We start from the raw sequence: 20,138 nt of genomic DNA, 5'->3' as shown, positions 1-20,138 counted from the left end.
GGCGGCGGCCATGTGGCCCTGTGACGGCAAGCCCATCGACTGTGATGACGACCCATTCGTCGAAGGGCGCTGACCCCGGACCGTTCGTCGGTTCATGACCTTCGGGGGGTTGACTACAGTTGTCGCCACGGGCACGGTAGCGACACGTGTAGTCAACCAGGGACGTGCCATGCGCCGTAAGACGATCGGGGACCAGGAACTGGCCCTGCTGCAGTACATCGATGAAATCGGGACGCCCAGCGTCGGTGAAGTGGCGGTGGGCTTCGGCGAGCCACGCGGCCTGGCGCGTTCCACCGTGCTGACGATGATGGAGCGGCTGCGTGGCAAGAACTATCTGCGTCGCCAGCAGGCTGACGGCATGTACCGCTACCAGTCCACCGCCGCACAGGACAGCGTGGTCCAAGGGGCTATCGCGCAGTTCGTCGATCGCACCCTGCAGGGCTCGGTATCGCCGTTCGTGGCCTACCTGTCGCAGCGCGAGCAGGTGAGTGACGATGAATTGGCCGAGCTGGAAGCCCTGGTCGAACAGCTGCAATCACGCCGGCAGGAGAGCTGAGCCATGGATACGACCGTGATCACGATTGTGGAGCGACTGGCCTGGACCAGCGTGCAGACCGCGTTGCTGGTTGGGCTGGTGTGGGCGGTGTGCCGGCTGGTGCCTTCGCTGGCCGCGGCCACGCGCTGCCGCCTGTGGTGGCTGGTGTCGCTGCAGGCAGTGGCCGGGCTGTTCTGGGCCCAGCCGTTGCAGCTGGCGGTGCTGCCCGCGCCTGCGCTGGTAGCCGACACCTTCATTGCCGGCACCGACGTCGCGTACGCCCACGCACCGGCGCTGCCGACAGCGCAGATGGTCAGCGCTATCGACACGGTGTCCAGCGCTGCCATCGGCGCTGCGCCGTGGTGGGCGCTGGTCCTTGCTGCGCTGTGGATCAGCGGTGTGCTGGCCATGGCCTGGCGCACGGCCGCCGAGTGGCGGCGCACTCGGGCCCTGCTGGCCACCGCACAGCCGTGCGCGGACCAGACGCTGGTAGAGGCGCTGCACTTGGCGGCCGAAGCGCATGGCCTGCGCCGTGCCCCCCGGCTCTGTATGAGCGCACAGATCGATGCACCGCAGGTGGTCGGCCCGTTGCGCCCGGTGCTGCTGCTGCCTGCTGGCGCGCGTGCACTGCAAGGTGATGCACTGGACCTGGCACTGACCCACGAACTGCAGCATCTGCAGCGGCACGACCTGCAGTGGGGACTGCTGCCCGCCGTGGCGCAGCACCTGTTCTTCTTCCATCCGCTGCTGCGTTTGGCCGTGCGGGAATACGCGCAGGCCCGCGAAGAAGCAGTGGACGCGGCGGTTGTCGAGGGGCGCAGCGAGCGCCGCCAGAATTACGGACGCTTGTTGCTGCAGCTGGGCGTGATGCCGCGGCCGCACCTGGGCGTTGCCAGCGCCGCGCCGAGCACGGCCAGCCTGAAACGCCGGCTGCTGTCATTGCAGCAGCGGCACGCCTGCCCGAAGGCGGTCGCGGTGGCGCTCACTGTTGCGGTGCTGGCCATCGGCGTGCTGCCGATGCGTCTGGTCGCTGCGCCGCCGCCGCCCGCACCACCCGCTGCGCCGGCTGCACCAAATGCTCCCGTGCCACCAGCGCCACCGCCGGCGCCGGCCGCACCGCCAGCCCCCGCCGCGCCCCCGGCAATCGACCTGCCTGCCGCACCACCTGCCCCTGCAGCACCGGCTGCACCTGCCACAGTGCACGAGAAAACGACGAGCACCACCACGATCATGCGGGGTAGTGATGACGACAGCCTCAGCATGATCACCCACGGCGAGCTGGACCTGGGCAAGCGCCCGGACCGCGCCTATGTGCTGCTCGACGGCAACGCGAGCTACGCCCACGGTGCAATGGACGACGTGAAACAGGCACGCCGGGATCTGGGTACCGATTCGCAGGCGTTCTGGTTCCGTCAGGGAACAGAGCGCTACGTGGTACGTGACCGCACCCTGCTGCTGAAGATGCAGGAGGCCTATGCGGATGCGGCGCGGATCGGCACCGAGCAGGCGAAGCTAGGCCGACAGCAGGGTGAGCTTGGCCGGCGCACCGGCGAGCAGGCGCGCGCTGTGGCGATGGTGGCGCGGGAAGAGGCGCTGCGTGCCGTCCGCCACAGCACGGACATCAACCGCGATGCCGCTGCGGAAGCAGCACGTGCCTCCCTCGAGGCCAGTCGTGCCGCGAAAGACGCGCGCGGGAATGCGGAACTCGCCACGCTGGCACAACGCCAAGCCTCACTGGGCGCGGAGCAGGCTGCGCTGGGTCAGCGGCAATCGCAGGCGCATGCACGGGCGGCACGCGAAGCCGAAAAAATCATGGCCCAGGCGCTGCAGGACGGGCGAGCGCAGCGACTCTGAGGCGCAGGTGGGAGGTCCCTTTCGCACTGTGCGGAAGGGACCGGACCCTGGCACCGTTGCAACGTAACGTCAGCCGCAGCTGGCGCCCTCGATCTTGTTGGCCTCATCCACGCGGATCGTCAGCCGATCCTCGCGGAAATCCATCGTCACCGCCATGCCCGGCTTCACTACGCGGGCATTGCGCGCCCCCGAATCCCGCACGGCTTTCGCGATGACCTCTTCGCTGGCGGTCTTGCCCACCAGCGCCTCCAATGTATCCGGACGACACTGATGGCCCTCGCCGCCCGCTACGTGGGGCTTGGGATCGCCAGCGGGGGGATCCATGCCCGGCGCAGCGCTGCTGCATGCGGTGAGCGGCAACAAAGAGCCGAGCAACAACCAGCGGTTCGATAGCATCGTGGATCTCCCAGGTCGATTGGATGAAGAACTGTCCCATCAGGCGCCATCCGGCGTAAACAGGGAGTCAAACCGCTATCGGCTGATGAACACAGGCCGTTTCCATTACGCTGGCGGCTGCTCGTGTCGAAGAACGGAAGGTCACTCGTGGTGGAACAGGTCATCCGGCTCAACGCTGCCCTGGAAAGCATTCCGGGCCTCAGGGAGGTGTCGGTGCAGAAGATGGACGTGGGTGATCTGACCGCCGATGACTTCTCGCTGCTGCCCTATGCGGATCTGCCACTGGGTGCGATGAAACGTACCGCAGGCGGGCGTGCGGATGAGCTGGTCATCTGCATGGACTTCGCGCTGGAGGAGGGCGTACGCGGGCTGCTCGGTCTGGAATTCGTATCCTGGTGGGTGCGCGATGCGGCCCGTGCGGGCGCCGCCATGCAGGTGCGCAGCCTCGCATTGCCACCCATCGGAGAGCAGTTCGGATCGACCCTGCGATTCCGCATCGACTGGTTCTACACCGATCCGGACAATGAAATGCAGCGGCTGCTGGCGGCCGTGGATGCGCTGGCGTCCGATCTGGAATCAACCATCGCGCAGCAGGACATCGTCAAACGGATCGAGGGACGTCCGGCGCCGCCACAGCGTGTTTCCGCCGGATTGCGTACGTTGTTCCGCTGCAAGCCGCACTGACCTACCCGCCGGCCAGCGCGAGCGTCTGCCGGTCCTGTGCTTCTTCCTGAACCAGTCGCTGCATCAGCAGGGCCAGGGTCACCACGTCCTGGTGGTTGTGTTCGGCTACGCGGCGCAGGTTCACCGCATCGCCGCCGCGCAGGTAGCGCAGCCACGCCGACGGAGCTTCCGACCCGGGCAGGTCGTCCTCGCGGACGATCTTCAGCAGTTGACGCTCAATGGTGGCCAGGCGGCAGTTTTCCCATACCCCGCGATAGCGCCGGCGCGTTGGATACAGCAGGTCGACATGGTCCAGCGGGGTGATCGGATCGCCCTGTCGCGCCAGCCGGTACCGCGTTTTCAGCAGGGGCGCGTCATAACTGCGGCCGTTGTAGCTGGAAAAAACCGTGCCCGGCGACAGCCAACCGGTGAAGGTACGCAGCATCTCGGCTTCTGCCGCCATGGTGGAGATCATCAACTGGCGGATGCGCAGCCCCGCCCCGCGTGTCGGATCCACATGCCAGTCCGCCGCGCCGATCATGAAGGCGCGCGTGCCGGTACCACCGGCCAGGCCGGTGGTTTCGGTATCGAAGAACATCAGGTCACGCGGTGACACGTGCTCGGTCTCGCGCTTGGCGAAGGCCAGTGACAGCGGTACCGACGGGATGTCCTGCGGCACGAAGGATTCGATCAGGTGCAGGCCCGGTGCGATCTCGTTGCCCGGCAGGTGGCGGTCAAGTGCGCGTGCGCGACTGGCCGGTGCGGCGTCACTGCTGCGATCACGTACGCCCAGCAGACGGCGCAGGCTGGAGGCATCCGCGACGGCGCGCGGGGCCGTGGCGACACCCGTCGCCTTGTGGCGGATTTCCTGTTCCACCCAGGCGAACACCGACCGTGCGGCGGCAGGCTGCCTTGCATCGTTGGCGGCGCCAGGCAGCGCCGGCTCGGGAGGGGCCGGTACTGCTGCGGGCGCAGGCGCAGGCGCCACCGCCTTGGCATCACCGGCCTGTCGACGCAGCAGCCGCAGTTTGTCCAGGCTCAGGCTCACGGTGCCAACAGCTCCATCGAATCGACCACGGTCACGGCAACATCGGGCACTTCTTCGCAGGCCACGGCATCGAACAGATCCAGCACCCGCAACGCCAACGCGCGCGGCGTGGTGTCGTCGGCTTCCTGCGCGGCCAGCACGGGGCCCACGCAGGCGGGGCAGCCGGCCTTGCAGTCGCACCGTTGCACCAGCTCACGCGCGCGCTGCACCAGCTCCTGCTGGCGCATCCACAGCGGCTCGCTCAGGCCTACGCCGCCGGGGAAGTTGTCGTACAGATACACCGTCGGTACGAACTGCTGCAGCAGCTCCACCGCGGCCGGATCACCTTCTTCGCCCCGCAGTTGCCCGCGGCCGGTCTGGTCGGCGATGGCGAACCAGGCGCCGTCGCCGTTGCCGACCGCCTTCTGCAGATCGCGCGCGTCGGCCATCACCGCCACGGTCGCCACGATGTGCAGCGCGTACGCCGCGCCCAGGAAGCCGTCCAGCGCATCCTGCTTGCTGGCGAACGCTCGCAGCAGCAGGGCCTGCGGCAGTTGCCACCACACCGCCGTGGTATGCAGCTCCTGATCCGGCAGGTTGACCGGACCGTAGCCGATGTTTTCATGGGTGTAATAACGGATCTTCTTGTAGCCCGCCACGCGGCGTACGACGTGCACCTCGCCATGGTGGGAATCACCGCGGCCGGCACCGTTGCCATCGAAACGGTCCAGCACCTTGAGCTTGGTGAAGTCGATGCTGTCGGTGTAGTAGTCCACGTGGGTACGCGTGACGTAGGCCTTGCGGCCTTCCCAGTCCAGCGTCTCCACCTGGTACGGCGTGGACTGCACCATGTGGATGGCCCCTTCGTACAGGGTCAGCGCGGCCGCCGAATAATCCACCTCGGCGATGATCTGCTGTTTGCCGCCACTGCGGTCCACCACCACGAAGTTGCCATCGGCCACCGAGCGCAGGCTGACCGCGTTGGCGGGATAACTGTCGGCGATCCACTCCCAGCGTTCGCCCTCGCGGTGCACGACCTCGGTTTCCGCCAGTGCTTCCAGGAACACCTCCGGGTCGATCGGGCCGAAGCCATCGCCGACCAGGAACGGGAGCTCGAAGGCCGCGCAGCGGATGTGGTCGAACAGGATCAGCGGCTGGTCCGGCGCGATCCGTGCATGCTCCGGCGATGCCTCGGCGAAGAAGTCCGGATGCCGCACGACGTACTGGTCCAGCGGCTGCGAACTGGCCACCATCACGCCCAGTGCCGGTTGCTGGCGACGCCCGGCGCGGCCGAAGCGTTGCCAGGTGGCTGCGACACTGCCCGGGTAGCCGTTGAGGATCACCACGTCCAGGCTGCCGATATCCACGCCCAGTTCCAGTGCGGAGGTGCTGACGATGCCGTCGATCTGCCCGGCGCGCATGGCCCGCTCGGTCTCGCGGCGCTCGGTTGGCAGGTATCCACCGCGGTAGGCGCGGATGCGCGCCGGCTTGCGCGGATCGTGGTCGAAGATGTCCTTGAGGTACTTGGTCAGCACTTCGACCATCAGCCGGCTCTGCGCGAACACCAGTGTCTTCAATCCGGATTTGATCGCAATGCGGGCGATACGGTTGCTCTGTGAGCGTGCCGATGCGCGCAGGCCGAGATCCGGGTTGACCACCGGCGGGTTCCACAGCAGTACCTGCTTTGGCCCACTGGGCGCCCCGGATTCGGTGATGGCGGTGACCGGGGCTTCGATCAGTGCCTCGGCATGCTGCTGCGGATTGCCGATGGTGGCCGAGCACAGGATGAACTGCGGTTGCACCCCGTAGAACGCGCAGATGCGCTTCAGGCGACGCAGCACGTTGGTGACGTGGCTGCCGAACACGCCCCGATAGGTGTGCACTTCGTCGATCACCACGTAGCGCAGGTTCTCGAAGAACTGCGCCCACTTGGTGTGATGCGGCAGGATGGCCTGGTGCAGCATGTCCGGGTTGGATACCACGATGTCGCCGTGCAGGCGGATCGCCTGGCGGGCATCACCCGGTGTATCGCCGTCGAAGGTAAACGCCTTTACGCCCAGGTCACCGGCGCGGTTGAGCTCCAGCAGGTCGGCCACCTGATCCTGCGCCAGCGCCTTGGTCGGGAACAGGAACAGCGCCTTGGCCTTGTGCTGCATGGCCGCGCTGATCACCGGCAAGGTGTAGCACAGCGACTTGCCGCTGGCGGTGGGGGTGACGATGGCCACGTGCTCACCGCGTTGCGCTGCCTCCCAGGCCTGCGCCTGGTGGCTGTAAAGCTGGTCGATGCCGCGCGCCTTCAAGGCCGCAGCCAGTGCAGGCGGCACGCTGTCCGGAATGGGCGCGTAGCTGCCTTCGCGGCCGGGGATGGCGAAGCTGCCGGTGATGCGGTCGTGGTAACGGCGCTGCAGGCGGGTGCTGAGCAGGGCGCCATCGCGCGCCGGCAGGCCGTCGCGGGTGGCGAGCTGGTGCTCGGCGTCGGCGGTGCGCTTGGCGAGTTCGTAGGCCATGGGGACACAGATTACAGGGGGTGACATGGCACCACAGATGGGTCTCAGCGTGTGAGACACCATGACGGAAGGGCGTGAATCATTCAGCGCAGTGCGACCCGATACGCCGTGCAGCGCGCCGGCCACGCGGACGCGTATCAACGAAATCTGAAGCCCCATGACCGTATCCTCGCCCGTTGGACACAGGCGGCACGGGGGGAGGGCGATGGCACGACGTGCAATGCAGGGCGCAATGCTGGCGGTCTTGCTGCTGGCAGGGGGCGCGCAGGCGCAGCAGGCCGCATCGGTGGCCGCGTCCGTGCCTGTGGATGATCCCGCGACGGCGCCGGGCGCTGTGCCGGCCGCACAGAATGATGTCACCACCTTGGGCGAAGTGCGCGCGCTCCGGCCTGATGACGAGCAGCCACTGGACCTGTATCGCTTCAAGAACCCGATGCGCGCGGAGGACAACCGCTTCAGCCGTAACTGGAGCGAGCCGCCGTCGCCCGAGCAGGTCAGCATGAGCGGTGGCTACCTGATGATGGGTGTGGTCAAAGGGGTGGCCGCAGCGGCGAAGGGCTTGAACAAGATCACCGGCGGGCCGGACCAGATCCAGTCGGCCATTGCCCGGCCGCCGCCGGAACTGAGCGCTGAGCAGCAACGGCGAGCGCTGCAGTTCTGCGCGCAGCAGGAAGGGTGCGGCGCACCGCCACAGGAATAGGCAGTGTCCGTCGTGCCTTCACCATGAGGCGACCGGAGCGCGCTTACGCCGAAGGGGCCGGCCGTCGTTCCAACCACCACAGCAGCGACGTACAGGCGACGAACGCGAGCCACCACGGCCAGCGCGGCCCCGGCACGCGTTGGCTGGCCTGCACCGGCGTCGCTTCGGTCGTGGCCAGCCGGTGCGCAGTGGCATCAATCACCGCCTGTCGATGCAGCGCACGGGCCTGATCCGGATCGAACACATAGCGCCAGTGCGTGCGATCGCCGTGCTGCAGCCGCTGCCAACCGGGCTGCCGTGGCCACCAGCCCGCACAGCGCGCGTCGCCCGTCGCCGGATCAACCCGCAGCGGCACCGCCACACCCTCGCGGGTCAGCGACTGCAAGGGAGCCTGCACGCCGCATAGCGGCTGGCGCTCACCGGCCCACGCCAATGCCTGGGGCGACCACAGGCTCTCACTGCCGGCCTGCGCACGGGCGAGCGTGGCCATGACCGTGCTCCACACCTCACCGTGGCGATCATCGCGGCCGGCCAGCACCCAACGCCAGCTGTCGGTGATCGGCAGCATCCCGATGCGGCCCTTGCCGACAGCGAGCCAACCGCCAATGGCCTTGCCCTGATGGTCCTGCAGCAACGCGTGACTGTCAGGCGCCTGTAGCGCCAGAGACTCCAGCACCGGCAGCGCCGCCGTGTGGGATTCGCGGTCCGCCTCTTCGCCATCACGGGTGGGCAGGGTACCGGCGGCGACGGGGCCGCGGCGCGCCTGCCGCATGGTCGCATCCCCATCGCCGGGCAGCGTCGCCAACTGGCTGGTGGCATCGCCGCGCACGGGCAGACCCAGCTCACCCAAACGTTGGCGCGCGCTGGCCGACGGCGCGCCGGTACTGCGTACCAGCACCCCCAGCCCATCGCGCAACGCCGCCCGCACCGCGGCCAGCTGAGCCGCGCCCAGCGCAGCCAGGCTGCGTTCGTCGAGTAACAGCACGTCGCTGCGCGCCAGCGTGGCCGCGTCCAGTGCCACGCTGCCATCGCCCAGGCTGACGCCCGCACCGACATCCGCCTGCACCTGCACCTGGATGCCGGCGTCGGTCGCCCAGCGGCGCAGGTACTTCAGTTCGGCGCCGGGCGCGCCGGCCCGCACCAGCAGCCGCAGCGGTGCCGCGGCCAGCGTCTGCTGCGGCACTGGAACGGTGTCGGCCACATGGCCCTGCGCATCGAGCAGGCGCAGCTGGAACACGCTTCGACCCTCGGCGCGGGCAACGCCGCTGAGCTGCACGCGACCATCCGCTGGCAGCGCGGCGCGATCCACCACCGCACCGGCCGGATCCAGCAGTTCTGCCCGCGCGGCGGCAACGCCGTGTGCCCGTGCCTGCAGCTCGAAACGTGCGCCGGGGCTGGTGTCGGCGGGAGGCTGCAGTGACACCCACCCCGTAGGGGCAGGCGCGGCCTGCCAGCGTGTATCGGCAGGCAGCACGGTGTCGCGGTCACGTGCAGCCAGCCCCGCACCGACCAGGGTCATGCGGGAAGAAGGATGCAGGCGCAGCGCGGTGGCCAGATCAGGAACGCGCGCTGCACCGGCCACGTCACCGGCTTCCGGCAGCACCACGTGCGTGCCGCCCGCAGGCAGTGCGCCGGCGCTGCCAGCGTCTGCACCGATCACGACCAGCCCCCTCATGGGCACGCGTTGCGTCGGGGGCAGCAGGCAGGCGTACAACAGGGCAGCAGCCAGCACCTGCAGTGCGATGACGGCGATCTGGCGGCCGCGGTGGGCCGCGGGACGGCGCAGCTGACGCACGCTGGCGACCAGCACGATCAGCGCCAGCGCGACAGCGACCCAGGTGTTCAACGCGGATGCACTCATCGCTGCGCCTCCAATGCATCCAGGTAACGCAGGCCCATCGCATCGGCCGCGTTGCGCCGTGTCACCTGGGGTAGCGGACGTTGCACCGCACGCCACAACTGCGCGCGCAGGCGCTGCCGGCATGCGTCACAGCCCGGTTCGATGCGCAGCTGTTCAATGGCAGCGGCCAGGTCCAGGGCGTCGGGCAGGAAGGCGCTGTTGCGCTGCTGCCACGCCGCCAGTGCATCCAGATCCGGCGTCTGGTCGCCGTCGCCAAGTCGCTGCCAGGCCTCCACGACCACCGGATCCGGTGGCGTGCGCGCGGTCAGCGGCAACGCCCGGCTGGCCAGCCCTGCGCGATCACCGCCCAGCCGCCGGCCCTCGTCGATCGGCGGCAGTTCCGGGCCGACGCGGGCCAGGTAGATGCGCTCGGCCTGCTGCACCTGCTTGATGAAACCGAGTGCCTTGTAGGCATGCGGCAGGGCCTGCTCGGGGCGGCCTTGGCGCAGCTCGCCCTCGGACGACCACATCTGGTCAAGCGCTGCCTTCAGCGTGGCGCGGGTCTGTGGGTCCAGCAGGGTGGCCGCTTCCGCATGGTCGTGGGTATGGCCGTACTCGGACAATACGTCGGTGGCACTGCCGAACACCGGCGGCGCTTGCGGTACGGCCGCGGCACCGCCGTGATCATGACCATGATCGTCATCAGCGCCGGCCTGGGTGTCGTGATCGTGCGCGTGATCGTCGCCGTGTGTGTCCGCAGCGGGCACATCGCTGGTGGGCAGGTCGCTGGTTGGCGGCGCCTTCGGCGCGCCCTCGCTTTCCTCGCCGAGGAACTGGCCGTAACGCATGCGCAGGATGCGCTGGTCCACGCCGATGGCATCGCTGCGCGTCATGAAGCGGTCCGCGGCCAGGCGGCGCCGCTCACGGATCAATGCTTCGGCATCGATGATGATCTGCCGCTGGCTGCGGAAGTAGGCCGGCAGCGTCTTCTTGATGCGACCCTCAAGTTCGGCACCGCGCACGGCTTCGGTGCTGGGCAGGCGCAGGATCACACTGTTGCTGCGGCCGATCTGCGGCGCCGGTGCGTGGTTGTCGCGCACTTCCAGCTGGGCGATCACATCGTTGCCTGGCTGTGCGCCGAGGGCCGCCAGGTCGAGGGTGTGGGCAAAGCGCCGGGCCGTAGGTTCGCCCGTGCCGGTCAGCGCCACGCTGCGCCGGGCGAAGGTGATGTTCTCGCCACTGCCTTCGGTGGTGGTGATCGACAGCGTCGCCCGCGCGGCGACGCCGTGGTCGTCGCTGGCCTCGAAGCGCAGCGTCCACTGGCGCTGCCCAGGCGTGCCCAGCACCAGGCTGGAAGGCGGATCGATCACCCGCACCGTGGGCGCGCGGTCGGCTACCACGTCGAGTCGATGCAGGCGGGCGTCGGCCAGTGCGGGCTCGCTGACTATCCGGTACAGCACCGGCGTGCGGGCAACGTCCTGTGCCTGCCACTGTCCTTCGTGCTCGCGCAGCGGCAGGCGGCGGCCATCATGGAACTGCAGCCACGCGGTGCGCGGCGCCCGGTCGAAGCGTACGGACCAGGACAGGCGACTGTCGGCGGCGACCTTGGCATCAAGCGCGTTCTGCGTGCGCGCAGGTTGGCCGGTATAGGCGGGCGCTTCGATGCGCAGGCGGGTGGACTGCAGGCGCAGCGGGCCTGCTGTGGTGGGGGGCGCCTGCGTGGCAGGGGCCGCCACCGGCGACAGCCCCGCGTGTGGCCAGCCCAACGCGAGCAGGGCCGTGGCGCCGCCGCCGACCACGCACAATAGGACGGCAGCGCGCGGCCAGCGTGGGCGCAGCTCAGGCACGGCGCTTTCAAGCGTGGCCAGCACATGCGCGCGCTGGCGCCGCTGCAGGGGATTGAGGGCGGTTTCGTCGGCGAACAGCAGGTCGGCGCTGTCCTCGCTGGCACCGCTGCCGTCGAGCTGGCGCTGCAGCCAGCGTCTGTCCAGACGGCGCGCGCGGGTAATGGCCACGCCCACGGTGACCAGCAACGCGACCGTTGCGATCACGCAGGCGATATCGAACCCGGTAACGCGCAGTGCCAGCGCGGTGGCCGCCGCGGCCCAAGGCAGGCCGAGCGACAGGGTAATGGCCACGCGGCGCCGACGCGCGCGCTGCCAGGCGTGCTGCAGCGTCCTCATGCGGGTCGCCTCCGTCGCGCACTGCTGGCCATCCAGCGCTCCAGTGCGAACAGCAGCAGGATCACCAGCATCAACCAGGGGGCAAGTTCGCGCGCCGGCGGTACGGCCGGGGGCAGGGACGCGCGCTGTGGCGCCTGGTCCAGCGCATCGCCCAGGCGGGGCGACGCAGGCGGCTGCAAGGCCTGCAGCAGCTGGCGCGGAAGGTGATCGTCGCGCAGCGCCAAGGTGCGGCCCGCGTCCCATTCCCTGGGCAGATACAGCACGTGGCCGCGACCCAAGCGCTGCTCCCACAACAGCGGCGCGCCCTGTGCATCGCGGAGCAGCAGGCGGGCGCCTGCCGGGGGCGCGGCACGTGACAGCATGCTGCCCCCTTGGTCCACCCAGGCCTGCCATGTGGTGGGCAATGGGTCGGCACTGCTCCACACCCCGGTTTCACCACGCTCCGGCAGCGCGTCAGCGGATAGCGGTGCTGCCAACGGCTGCGCCCCCCACGCGCGCTGCAGGGCCGTCAGCCAGTGTTGCGCCGCTGCGGGTGCATCGCTCCTGACGCGCAATCGAGGCGGCGCTGGAACCGCTTGCGACGTACGGGCGGCCAGCGGCTGCGAACGCCACTGAACCGGGCGCGACAGCTGCAGGCGCGCCCCGTCGAGGCCAGGCAACGGGTCGGGTACATATACGGTCAGGGCTGTGCCGGTCGGCAGTTGGGCGTCGAGTTCGCGCAGCAGGCTGGGCAGCGAGGCATCGCCTGGCGGCGCTGGCTGTCCGATAGGGGGGAATCCGGGCGCCAGCCAGTGCCAGTTGCGCAGTTCTTCCGTGCTGCGCAGGGCCGCCGCATCCATTCCGGGCGCAACGACGGTCCACGCGGCCGGCGCAGGTTCTGGCCCGGTCAGCGCTGGTCGCGCCAGCAGCAGGGCGAGCGCGGCCAGCAGTAACAGGCGCACCAGCAGCAGGGGCCAGTCATCGAAGCGGATACGTTGGCGCGGGCGAATCCGTGCGCGCAGCCAGCGCAGTGCGGCGAAATCCACCGGCATGTAGGGATGGCGGCGGGCGAGGTGGATCAGCAGCGGCAGCAGCCAGGCCGCGACCGCCAGCAGGCCGAGTGGGAACAGCAGGCTCACGCGGTAATCCCGCGACCGAACAACGCCTGCAGAGGCTGGTCGAGCGGCTGGTCGAGCCAACTGGTGGCAGATGCGATGCCCCCTGCCTGCAAGCGGGACTGCAGGGCAGTGCGCGCTTCGGCGAAGCGCTGCAGGTAGTCGCTGCGGATCGCGGCACCATCACCCCGCACTTCCTTGCCGGTCTCCGGGTCGCGGAAGCGATGTCCGGCGTCGAACGGAAAGTCGCGTTCGTCGGCGGTCAGCACCTGCAGCAGCACCACGTCGCGGCGCGCACGGGCCAACTGCTCCAGCAACACGACACCGGTCTCGTCGAAGCCATCGCTGATGCACAGCAGCAGGTCGCCGGGACGAACGCGTTCCCACAACGGCCGCAACCGTTCCGCGGCAGGCCATCCGCCGCGCGCGCGCAGGGCCTGCAGCTGCAGATACACGCGATCACGCTGGCGCGCGCCGTGGCCGGCCGGAACCAGTTGCAGGCCTTCACCGTCGATGGCCAGCAGGCCGAAACGATCGCCTTGCTGCAGCGCCAGCTCGACCACGCACGCGGCCAGCAGGCGCATGTGATCCAGGCGGCTGCGGCCGGGATCGACACGGTCGGTCTGGCCGGCCGAGGCGGTGGTATCGAGCAGCAACCAGACCGTGATCGGACTTTCGCGTTCGGACTCGCGCACGAAGAAGCGGTCCGAGCGCGCGTACAGCTTCCAATCGACCTGGCGCAGTTCATCGCCGGGTTCATAGGCACGGTACTGCGCGAATTCCAGGCCCGCGCCGCGGCTGCGGCTGGCATGCTGTCCGATCCCGCTCATGCCGCTGGCCAGCCGCGGCCGCAGGCGCAGCGCACGCAGGCGCGCACGCAGGTCCGGTGGCAGCAACAGGGGCAAGCCGGTGCTCAAGTGCGGGTCAACCGGGGAAGGGAACGGCCTGCAGCAGCGCGGCGACCACGTCGTCGGCACGCTTCTGCTCGGCCTCGGCGGCGAAGGACAGCACCAGCCGATGTCGCATCACCGGCGCAGCCAGTGCGAGTACGTCTTCGCGGGTGGCGGCAAAGCGCCCCTGCAACAGGGCGCGCGCTTTCGCGGCCAGGACCAGCGATTGCCCAGCGCGCGGTCCAGCACCCCATTTCACCCACTGGTTGATGGCGGCCGGCGCACCATCGCCCGGTCGGCTTGCGCGCACCAGGCGGGTGATCCAGGCAAGCACGTCGGCGCTGACATGCACCTGCCGCACGGCCGCCTGCAGGGCGAGCACTGCCTCGGCATCCATCACCTTCGGTACGCCGGCGGTGGCGCCGCCAGTGGTCTGTTCCAGGATCTGCCGTTCTTCGTCTTCGCTGGGATATTCAACCAGGACGTGCAGCAGGAAACGGTCCAGTTGTGCCTCTGGCAGGGGATACGTGCCGGCCTGTTCAATCGGGTTCTGCGTGGCCAGCACGAAGAAGGGCTGCGGCAATGTGTACGTGGTTCCCGCGTAGCTGACGGTGCGTTCCTGCATGGCTTCCAGCAGGGCGGCCTGGGTTTTCGGCGGCGTGCGGTTGAGCTCGTCAGCCAGCAGCAGGTTGGTGAAGATCGGCCCTTGCTGGAAGCGGAAATGGCGGTGGCCGGTGCCGTGGTCTTCTTCCAGCAGTTCGGTGCCCAGGATGTCACTGGGCATCAGGTCAGGGGTGAACTGCACGCGCCGGAACTGCAGCTCCAGGGCGTGGCCAAGCGAGCGCACCAGCAGGGTCTTGCCCAGTCCGGGCGCGCCTTCCAGCAGGCAATGCCCGCCCGCCAGCAGGCCGATCAGCAGTTGCTCCACTACGGTGTGCTGGCCGACCACGGCGTGGGCCAGCGCGCTGCGCAGCTCATGCAGGCGCGGCAGCAGGGAATCGAGGTCGGGGGTGCTCATGGGAATGCCTGTCCTATCAATGGTTCAACGCGTACATCACGATGTTGACGCCGAAGCGCGTGTTGTCTTCGGCCAGGAAGCGTTTGTTGCGCCAGTCATAGTCCCACTCGCAGCCGTAATCCTTGTTGCTGTAAAGCAGGCCCAGCCGACCGTCCACCTCGATGCCCTTCAGGTAGTCGTGCACCAGGTCGTCGCCCCAGCCGTTGAGCTCGAAGCTGGTGGCCGGCGGCCCCTCCGGAAACTGGAAGAAACTGCGATAGAGCGCATGGGTGTTGGGCAGCTTCGTCAGGGCCTTCGGCCCGAACAGCCGCGCCATCTGCGCCTCGAACGAGGTGGCGAACAGACCGTCGATATCGTGGTTGCAGTCATCGACGAACACGAAGCCGCCGTTGCGGACATAGCGCACGAAGTTCTGCCGCTCGGCGGCATTGAACTCGACCAGCGTGTGGCCGGCGAGGTAGCAGAAAGGCGCCTCCAGCATGCGCGGATCGGCAAGCGCGACCACGCGTTCCTGCGGGTCCACCCGCAGCGAGGTGTAATCGATCAACGAGGTGATCAGGTTGGATGGCATGCGCGCATCCACGTCCCAGTCACCGGAGTCGTACTGCAGTCGGGTGAACCAGAAGTCGTAGCGTGAACTGCGCGGGCCTGCCTGCGCCCATGCCGGGACCGCTGCCGCAGAAGCGGCGGCGGCGAACCAGCGCAGGCAGGCCCGGCGATCCATCAGACCGCGTCGGACAACGAGGTGAACGTGAAGTCGCGCAGGCGCATCGGCGGGATCATCATCACGAAGCTGGACTCATCACCGGCCACGCGCACCGGCTTGCCCAGCTCGTCGATGTTGTTGAGCATGATCACCGGCGACTCGTTGAAGCGGAAGTTCTTCACCGGGTGCTTGATCTGCCCGTTCTCGATGTAGAACGTGCCATCGCGGGTCAGGCCGGTCAGCAGCACGGTCTGTGGATCCACCATGCGGATGTACCACGTACGGGTGACCAGGATGCCCTTCTGGGTGCCGCGCACCAGGTCGGCGGTGCTCTTGTCGCCACCGCTCATCAGCAGGTTGCCCGGCCGCGCGTTGGCGGTCTTGCCCTGTTTCTGCGCCCAGAAACGCGAATAGTCCAGGCTGGCGATCTTGCCGTTCTCGATGATCGCGACCTTCTCGCGCGGCATCCCGCTTTCGTCCCACGGCAGCACCGGCGCTTCCGGGTGCCACGGGTCGGCATGCAGGCTCACCCGCGAATCATAGACCTGCTCGCCCAGCTTGTTGCCGCCGCCCTTCTTGGACAGGAAGCTGCGGCCTTCGTCTGCAGTGCGTGCGTCGAAGAACCGCATCATGAAGCTGATCAGGCCAGCCGCTGCGGCCGGCTCCAGGATCACCGTGTACTTGCCCGGTTCCAGTGCCTTGGCTTCGGCCGATTCGGTGGCCTTGCGCATGGCGATGCGCACGTCCTGGTCGGCCTTGAAGTCTGCTGCGTCCTTCAGGTTGCGGCCGACCCAGCCCGAACCACGGCCGTCTTCGGTGCGCACCGTGCAGGTGTAGTCGAAGTTGCTGGTGCGCTGGTAGCCGAAGTTGCCCTTGCTGTTGGCGGTGGCGGTGAAGCCATGGCCATCTTCAAGGAAACCGGCGGCGATCACCCCGGCCTGGCGGCAGGGCAGGATGGAATCGGCGGCGACCTTGGCCCGGAACGCCGGATCGATCGCACCGGTGGATTCACTGAAGGTCGGCGTCGGGCGGTATTCCTGCTTGCCGATGGCCGGGATGAACTCCGGGTTTTCCGGCGCCAGGCGGGCCAGGTCTTCGGCTCGGCGGACCACGCGCTCCAGCGCGGCGTCGTCGAACTCGTTGATGGAAGCAGTGCCGACGCGCTTGCCGAACGCCACTTCCACGGCCAGCGACGCATCGCTGACGATGCCGCTGGTGGAGATGTTGTTCAAGGCGAAGCGGATGTTGCCGTTGATGGATCCGGCCAGGGTGGCCGTGCACTCATCGGCCTTGGACAGGGCGATGACCTTGTCGAGGATGGCCTTGGCCTGCTGTTCGGTGAAGATGCTCATGGGTATCGGGCTCCAGACCGGTCAGCCGAGGCTGCGTGCGGTGTTGATGACGTTGATGCCATTGAAACGGGCAGTGGACGAACCGTGCGAAACCGCCGAGACCTGGCCCGGCTGGCCCTTGCCATCGAAGAACGAGCCGCCCAGGCGGTAGTCGCGCTCATCGGCAACGGCGGTGCAGGCGTTCCAGAACTCCGGCGTGCGGATCTGATACGCCACGTCCTCCAGCATCCCGGTGATCTTGCCGTTCTTGATCTCGTAGTACAGCTGGCCACCGAACTGCGCGTTGTAGCGCTGCTGGTCGATCGAGAACGAGCCGTCACCGATGATGTAGATGCCGTTCTCCACGTCCTTGATCAGTTCATCGACGCTGAGCGGCTTCTTGCCCGGCGCCATGGACACATTGGCCATGCGCTGGAACTGCACGCTGGACCACGAATCGGCGTAACAGCAGCCATCGGACTCGGTCTTGCCCAGGATGTGCGCCTGGTCGCGGATGGTCTGGTAGTCCACCAGCTTGCCGTCGCTGATCAGGTCCCACCGCTTGCACTTTACGCCTTCGTCGTCGTACGCCACGGCGCCCAGGCTGCCTTCCTGTGTCTTGTCGGCGAAGATGTTGACCAGCTCGCTGCCGTACTGGAACTTCTGCTCGCGCTTGTCCAGGGTGGCGAAGCTGGTGCCGGCGTAGTTGGCCTCGTAGCCGAGCACGCGGTCAAGCTCCAGCGGATGGCCGACCGATTCGTGGATGGTCAGCCAGGTATGCGACGGATCCAGGACCAGATCGTACTTGCCCGGCTTCACCGAAGGCGCCTTCAGCTTCTCGCGGGCCTGCTTCGCCGCGGCGATCGCATCTTCCTTCATGTCATACGAGCTGGAGTAGTTGACCACGCCGTTGGGCGTCATGACCTTGCCCGCCGCGGCACCGTCCAGGTACTCGTAGCCCATGCCCATCGGCGAGGACAGCCCTTCGCGGGTACGGAACTTGCCGCTTTCCTTGTCGATGGCGGTGATGGTCATCGGCACCCAGATGCGGTGCACGTCCTGGTCGATGTACGACCCATCGGTGGAGGCGAAATACTTCTGCTCGTTGACCAGGAACATCATCGAATTGACGAAGCTGGCACCGGCGTTGATGGCGGCCGCATTGACGTCCAGCAACAGGTCGACCTTGTCCTTGATCGGCACGTCCATGGCGTTGCGACGGATCGGCGTGCGCCAGCTGACCTCGCCCACGCCAGGCGCCGCAGCGAGCTGCACCGGGGCGGTCTGGATGCCCGCATTGGCACGGGCGATGCCTGCGGCCTGCTGCGCGGCCTTGGCGATATCGGCAACGGCCAACTGATTGGTCGCCGCGAAGCCCCAGGCCCCGTTGACCAGCACACGGATGCCGACGCCGGTGGATTCGGTGTTGACGACGTTCTGCACCTTGTCTTCGCGGGTGATCACGAACTGCCGCAGGTAGCGACCGATGCGCACGTCGCAGTAGGTGGCGCCGGCACTGCGCGCCGCCTGCAGGGCAACATCGGCCAGGCGCTTCTTCAGCGCCGGATCGAGCACGGTCTGCAGTTGTTCGGCGGCGATGGCCTTGCCGAAGAAGGAGGGCACCAGCAGGCCACCCGCGGTAAGCCCGGTGAGGGCGAGGAAGTCACGTCGTTGCAAGGCTGCTCTCCACGTATGGATGTTGGACAGGACTCATGCGCCGAGACTGCGCGCGGTGTTGATGATGTTGATGCCGTTGAAGCGGGTGGTGGACGAACCGTGGGAGACCGCCGACACCTGCGACGGCTGGCCCTTGCCATCGAAGAACGAGCCGCCGAGGCGGAAGTCGCGTTCATCGCAGATCGCCGTGCAGGCGTTCCAGAACTCCGGCGTGCGGATCTGGTAGGCCGCATCTTCGACCATGCCGGTGATGCGGCCCTCTTTGATCTGATAGCACAACTGGGCGCCGAACTGGGCGTTGTAGCGTTGCTGGTCGATGGAATACGAGCCGCGGCCATGGAAGTACAGGCCGTTTTCCACGTCCTTGACCATGTCGGCCACGCTCAGCGGTGCCTTGCCCGGTGCCAGCGACACGTTGGCCATGCGCTGGAACTGCACGCTGGACCAGGAATCGGCGTAGCTGCAGCCGTGGGAGGCCTCGCGTCCCAGGATATGGGCTTCATCGCGGGTGGCCTGGTAGTCGACAAGGATGCCGTCGCGGACCAGGTCCCAGCGCTGTGTCTTGACCCCTTCATCGTCGTAGGCCACGGCGCCAAGGCTGCCCGGCTGTGTCTTGTCGGCAAAGAAGGTGACGATGTCGCTGCCCCAGCGGAAGCCGGCATCACGCTTGTCCAGCGTGGCGAAACTGGTGCCGGCGTAGTTCGCTTCGTAGCCGAGCACGCGGTCCAGCTCCAGCGGGTGGCCGACATTCTCGTGGATGGTCAGGAACAGGTTGGACGGATCCAGCACGACATCGTATTTGCCGGCCTTCACCGAGGGCGCGGTGAGCTTCTCGCGGGCCTGGCGCGCCGCGGCCAAGGCGTCTTCGCGTGCGTCGTAGGACTGCCCGTAGCCGACCACGCCGCCGGGCAGTTCGAAACGCCCGCTGCGGTCGCCGTCCAGGAATTCGTAGCCCATGCCCATTGGCGCGGACAGCCCGTTGCGGGTACGGAATTTCCCGCTGGCCTTGTCCACGGCGGTGGCGGTGAAGGGCAGCCAGATGCGGTGCACGTCCTGATCGATCCACGACCCATCGCTGGAGGCGAAGTACTTCTGCTCGTTGACCAGGAACAGCGTCGAATTGAAATAGTCGGCCCCGGCGCCCAGCGCGGCGTCGTTGATGTCCAGCAGCAGGCCGACCTTGTCCTGCACCGGCACGGCCATGGCGTTCTTCTTCAGCGGCGTGCGCCAGCTGACCTCGCCGACGCCCGGGGTGGCCGCCAGCTGGACGCGGCGCGTCTGCACGCGCGCATTCGCACGCGCGATGGCCACCGCCTGCGCGACGGCCTGCACGACCTGCTCGGGCGTGCGTTGGTGAGTGGCCGCAAAGCCCCATGCACCGTCGACGATCACGCGGATGCCGACGCCGGCCGATTCGCTGTTGGTGACGTTCTCGACGGTGCGCTCGCGGGTGATGATGCCCTGGCTCAGGTAGCGGCCGATGCGCACGTCGCAGTAGCTGGCACCGGCCTGGCGTGCTGCCTGCAGCGCCGCGTCCGCCAGGCGCTTGCCCATGACCGGGTCACCCGGCTCCAGCAGCTGCTCGGCGGCGATCACGCGGCCATGCGGCAGCATCAGGCCGGCCAGGCCGGCACCGGTGAAGGCCAGGAAATCACGACGTCGCACTGCCACCACCCCACGTGCACTCAGTTGACACCCGACTTTCGCCAGCGGCATG

The 20,138-nt window shown here is 68.0% G+C and carries 15 protein-coding genes and 1 pseudogene; 4 read left to right on the top strand and 12 right to left on the bottom strand.

Going from position 1 to position 20,138, the window contains the following annotated elements; translation table 11 throughout:
• Positions 1-169: 169 nt before the first annotated feature.
• Positions 170-556: a BlaI/MecI/CopY family transcriptional regulator gene (locus IFT65_RS18165; protein WP_192082817.1), complete on the top strand. Its 387-nt coding sequence runs from the start codon at positions 170-172 to the stop codon at positions 554-556.
• Positions 557-559: 3 nt separating this feature from the next.
• Positions 560-2,389, top strand: coding sequence for a M56 family metallopeptidase (locus IFT65_RS18160; protein ID WP_192082816.1), 1,830 nt, complete (start codon positions 560-562; stop codon positions 2,387-2,389).
• A gap of 69 nt (positions 2,390-2,458) precedes the next feature.
• On the opposite strand, the gene IFT65_RS18155 is transcribed toward IFT65_RS18160, so the two are convergent.
• Entirely contained in the window at positions 2,459-2,713 is a 255-nt protein-coding gene (locus IFT65_RS18155; protein ID WP_249405218.1) for an I78 family peptidase inhibitor, read from the bottom strand.
• A 195-nt stretch (positions 2,714-2,908) separates the two neighbouring features.
• Here IFT65_RS18155 and IFT65_RS18150 point away from each other — a divergent pair, with 195 nt between their 5' ends.
• Positions 2,909-3,469 carry a hypothetical protein gene (locus IFT65_RS18150; protein WP_192082814.1) on the top strand — a complete coding sequence of 187 codons (561 nt, stop codon included), beginning with the start codon at positions 2,909-2,911 and terminating at the stop codon, positions 3,467-3,469.
• Between the two features lies 1 nt (position 3,470).
• Here the strand turns inward: IFT65_RS18150 and IFT65_RS18145 are convergent.
• Both IFT65_RS18145 and IFT65_RS18140 read right to left on the bottom strand, forming a co-directional pair.
• Positions 3,471-4,265, bottom strand: a pseudogene (locus tag IFT65_RS18145) (ribonuclease H-like domain-containing protein); the annotation flags it as partial.
• A gap of 227 nt (positions 4,266-4,492) precedes the next feature.
• Entirely contained in the window at positions 4,493-6,982 is a 2,490-nt protein-coding gene (locus IFT65_RS18140) for a DEAD/DEAH box helicase (RefSeq protein ID WP_192082812.1), read from the bottom strand.
• A 205-nt stretch (positions 6,983-7,187) separates the two neighbouring features.
• Between IFT65_RS18140 and IFT65_RS18135 the strand changes: the two genes are divergently transcribed.
• Positions 7,188-7,682 (top strand): hypothetical protein, encoded by a 495-nt coding sequence (locus tag IFT65_RS18135; RefSeq protein ID WP_192082811.1) that lies wholly within the window; start codon positions 7,188-7,190, stop codon positions 7,680-7,682.
• A 43-nt stretch (positions 7,683-7,725) separates the two neighbouring features.
• On the opposite strand, the gene IFT65_RS18130 is transcribed toward IFT65_RS18135, so the two are convergent.
• The 9 genes from IFT65_RS18130 to IFT65_RS18090 are packed head-to-tail and all read right to left on the bottom strand — an operon-like array spanning position 7,726 to position 20,086.
• Positions 7,726-9,543 (bottom strand): hypothetical protein, encoded by a 1,818-nt coding sequence (locus IFT65_RS18130; protein ID WP_192082810.1) that lies wholly within the window; start codon positions 9,541-9,543, stop codon positions 7,726-7,728.
• Complete coding sequence (locus tag IFT65_RS18125) at positions 9,540-11,705, bottom strand: hypothetical protein (protein ID WP_192082809.1); 2,166 nt, start codon at positions 11,703-11,705, stop codon at positions 9,540-9,542. Before IFT65_RS18125 ends, IFT65_RS18130 begins: the two co-directional genes overlap by 4 nt.
• Entirely contained in the window at positions 11,702-12,823 is a 1,122-nt protein-coding gene (locus IFT65_RS18120; protein ID WP_192082808.1) for a BatA domain-containing protein, read from the bottom strand. The genes IFT65_RS18125 and IFT65_RS18120 overlap by 4 nt, the downstream gene beginning before the upstream one ends.
• Positions 12,820-13,716 carry a DUF58 domain-containing protein gene (locus IFT65_RS18115; protein ID WP_192082807.1) on the bottom strand — a complete coding sequence of 299 codons (897 nt, stop codon included), beginning with the start codon at positions 13,714-13,716 and terminating at the stop codon, positions 12,820-12,822. Before IFT65_RS18115 ends, IFT65_RS18120 begins: the two co-directional genes overlap by 4 nt.
• Before the next feature lie 7 nt (positions 13,717-13,723).
• Positions 13,724-14,707 carry a MoxR family ATPase gene (locus IFT65_RS18110; RefSeq protein ID WP_188325630.1) on the bottom strand — a complete coding sequence of 328 codons (984 nt, stop codon included), beginning with the start codon at positions 14,705-14,707 and terminating at the stop codon, positions 13,724-13,726.
• 16 nt (positions 14,708-14,723) lie between these two features.
• Positions 14,724-15,431 (bottom strand): DUF4159 domain-containing protein, encoded by a 708-nt coding sequence (locus tag IFT65_RS18105; protein WP_192082806.1) that lies wholly within the window; start codon positions 15,429-15,431, stop codon positions 14,724-14,726.
• Positions 15,431-16,765 carry a TldD/PmbA family protein gene (locus IFT65_RS18100; RefSeq protein ID WP_192082805.1) on the bottom strand — a complete coding sequence of 445 codons (1,335 nt, stop codon included), beginning with the start codon at positions 16,763-16,765 and terminating at the stop codon, positions 15,431-15,433. Before IFT65_RS18100 ends, IFT65_RS18105 begins: the two co-directional genes overlap by 1 nt.
• A gap of 21 nt (positions 16,766-16,786) precedes the next feature.
• Entirely contained in the window at positions 16,787-18,421 is a 1,635-nt protein-coding gene (locus IFT65_RS18095) for a TldD/PmbA family protein (RefSeq protein ID WP_192082804.1), read from the bottom strand.
• A 33-nt stretch (positions 18,422-18,454) separates the two neighbouring features.
• Positions 18,455-20,086: a metallopeptidase TldD-related protein gene (locus IFT65_RS18090; RefSeq protein WP_192082818.1), complete on the bottom strand. Its 1,632-nt coding sequence runs from the start codon at positions 20,084-20,086 to the stop codon at positions 18,455-18,457.
• Positions 20,087-20,138 lie beyond the last annotated feature (52 nt).

It is taken from the genome of Stenotrophomonas sp. CFBP 13725 (genome assembly GCF_014841935.1).
Lineage (GTDB): Bacteria > Pseudomonadota > Gammaproteobacteria > Xanthomonadales > Xanthomonadaceae > Stenotrophomonas.
Note: the sequence above shows the minus strand (reverse complement) of the source record. Positions and strands in the feature narration are given on the sequence as shown.

What these genes read in the sequence shown, in the direction of transcription:
- IFT65_RS18125 (WP_192082809.1), bottom strand. Translation starts at nt 11,705, where the DNA reads ATGAGGACGCTGCAGCACGCCTGGCAGCGCGCGCGTCGGCGCCGCGTG.
- IFT65_RS18140 (WP_192082812.1), bottom strand. Translation starts at nt 6,982, where the DNA reads ATGGCCTACGAACTCGCCAAGCGCACCGCCGACGCCGAGCACCAGCTC.
- IFT65_RS18110 (WP_188325630.1), bottom strand. Translation starts at nt 14,707, where the DNA reads ATGAGCACCCCCGACCTCGATTCCCTGCTGCCGCGCCTGCATGAGCTG.
- IFT65_RS18100 (WP_192082805.1), bottom strand. Translation starts at nt 16,765, where the DNA reads ATGAGCATCTTCACCGAACAGCAGGCCAAGGCCATCCTCGACAAGGTC.
- IFT65_RS18165 (WP_192082817.1), top strand. Translation starts at nt 170, where the DNA reads ATGCGCCGTAAGACGATCGGGGACCAGGAACTGGCCCTGCTGCAGTAC.
- IFT65_RS18105 (WP_192082806.1), bottom strand. Translation starts at nt 15,431, where the DNA reads ATGGATCGCCGGGCCTGCCTGCGCTGGTTCGCCGCCGCCGCTTCTGCG.
- IFT65_RS18135 (WP_192082811.1), top strand. Translation starts at nt 7,188, where the DNA reads ATGGCACGACGTGCAATGCAGGGCGCAATGCTGGCGGTCTTGCTGCTG.
- IFT65_RS18160 (WP_192082816.1), top strand. Translation starts at nt 560, where the DNA reads ATGGATACGACCGTGATCACGATTGTGGAGCGACTGGCCTGGACCAGC.
- IFT65_RS18155 (WP_249405218.1), bottom strand. Translation starts at nt 2,713, where the DNA reads ATGGATCCCCCCGCTGGCGATCCCAAGCCCCACGTAGCGGGCGGCGAG.
- IFT65_RS18130 (WP_192082810.1), bottom strand. Translation starts at nt 9,543, where the DNA reads ATGAGTGCATCCGCGTTGAACACCTGGGTCGCTGTCGCGCTGGCGCTG.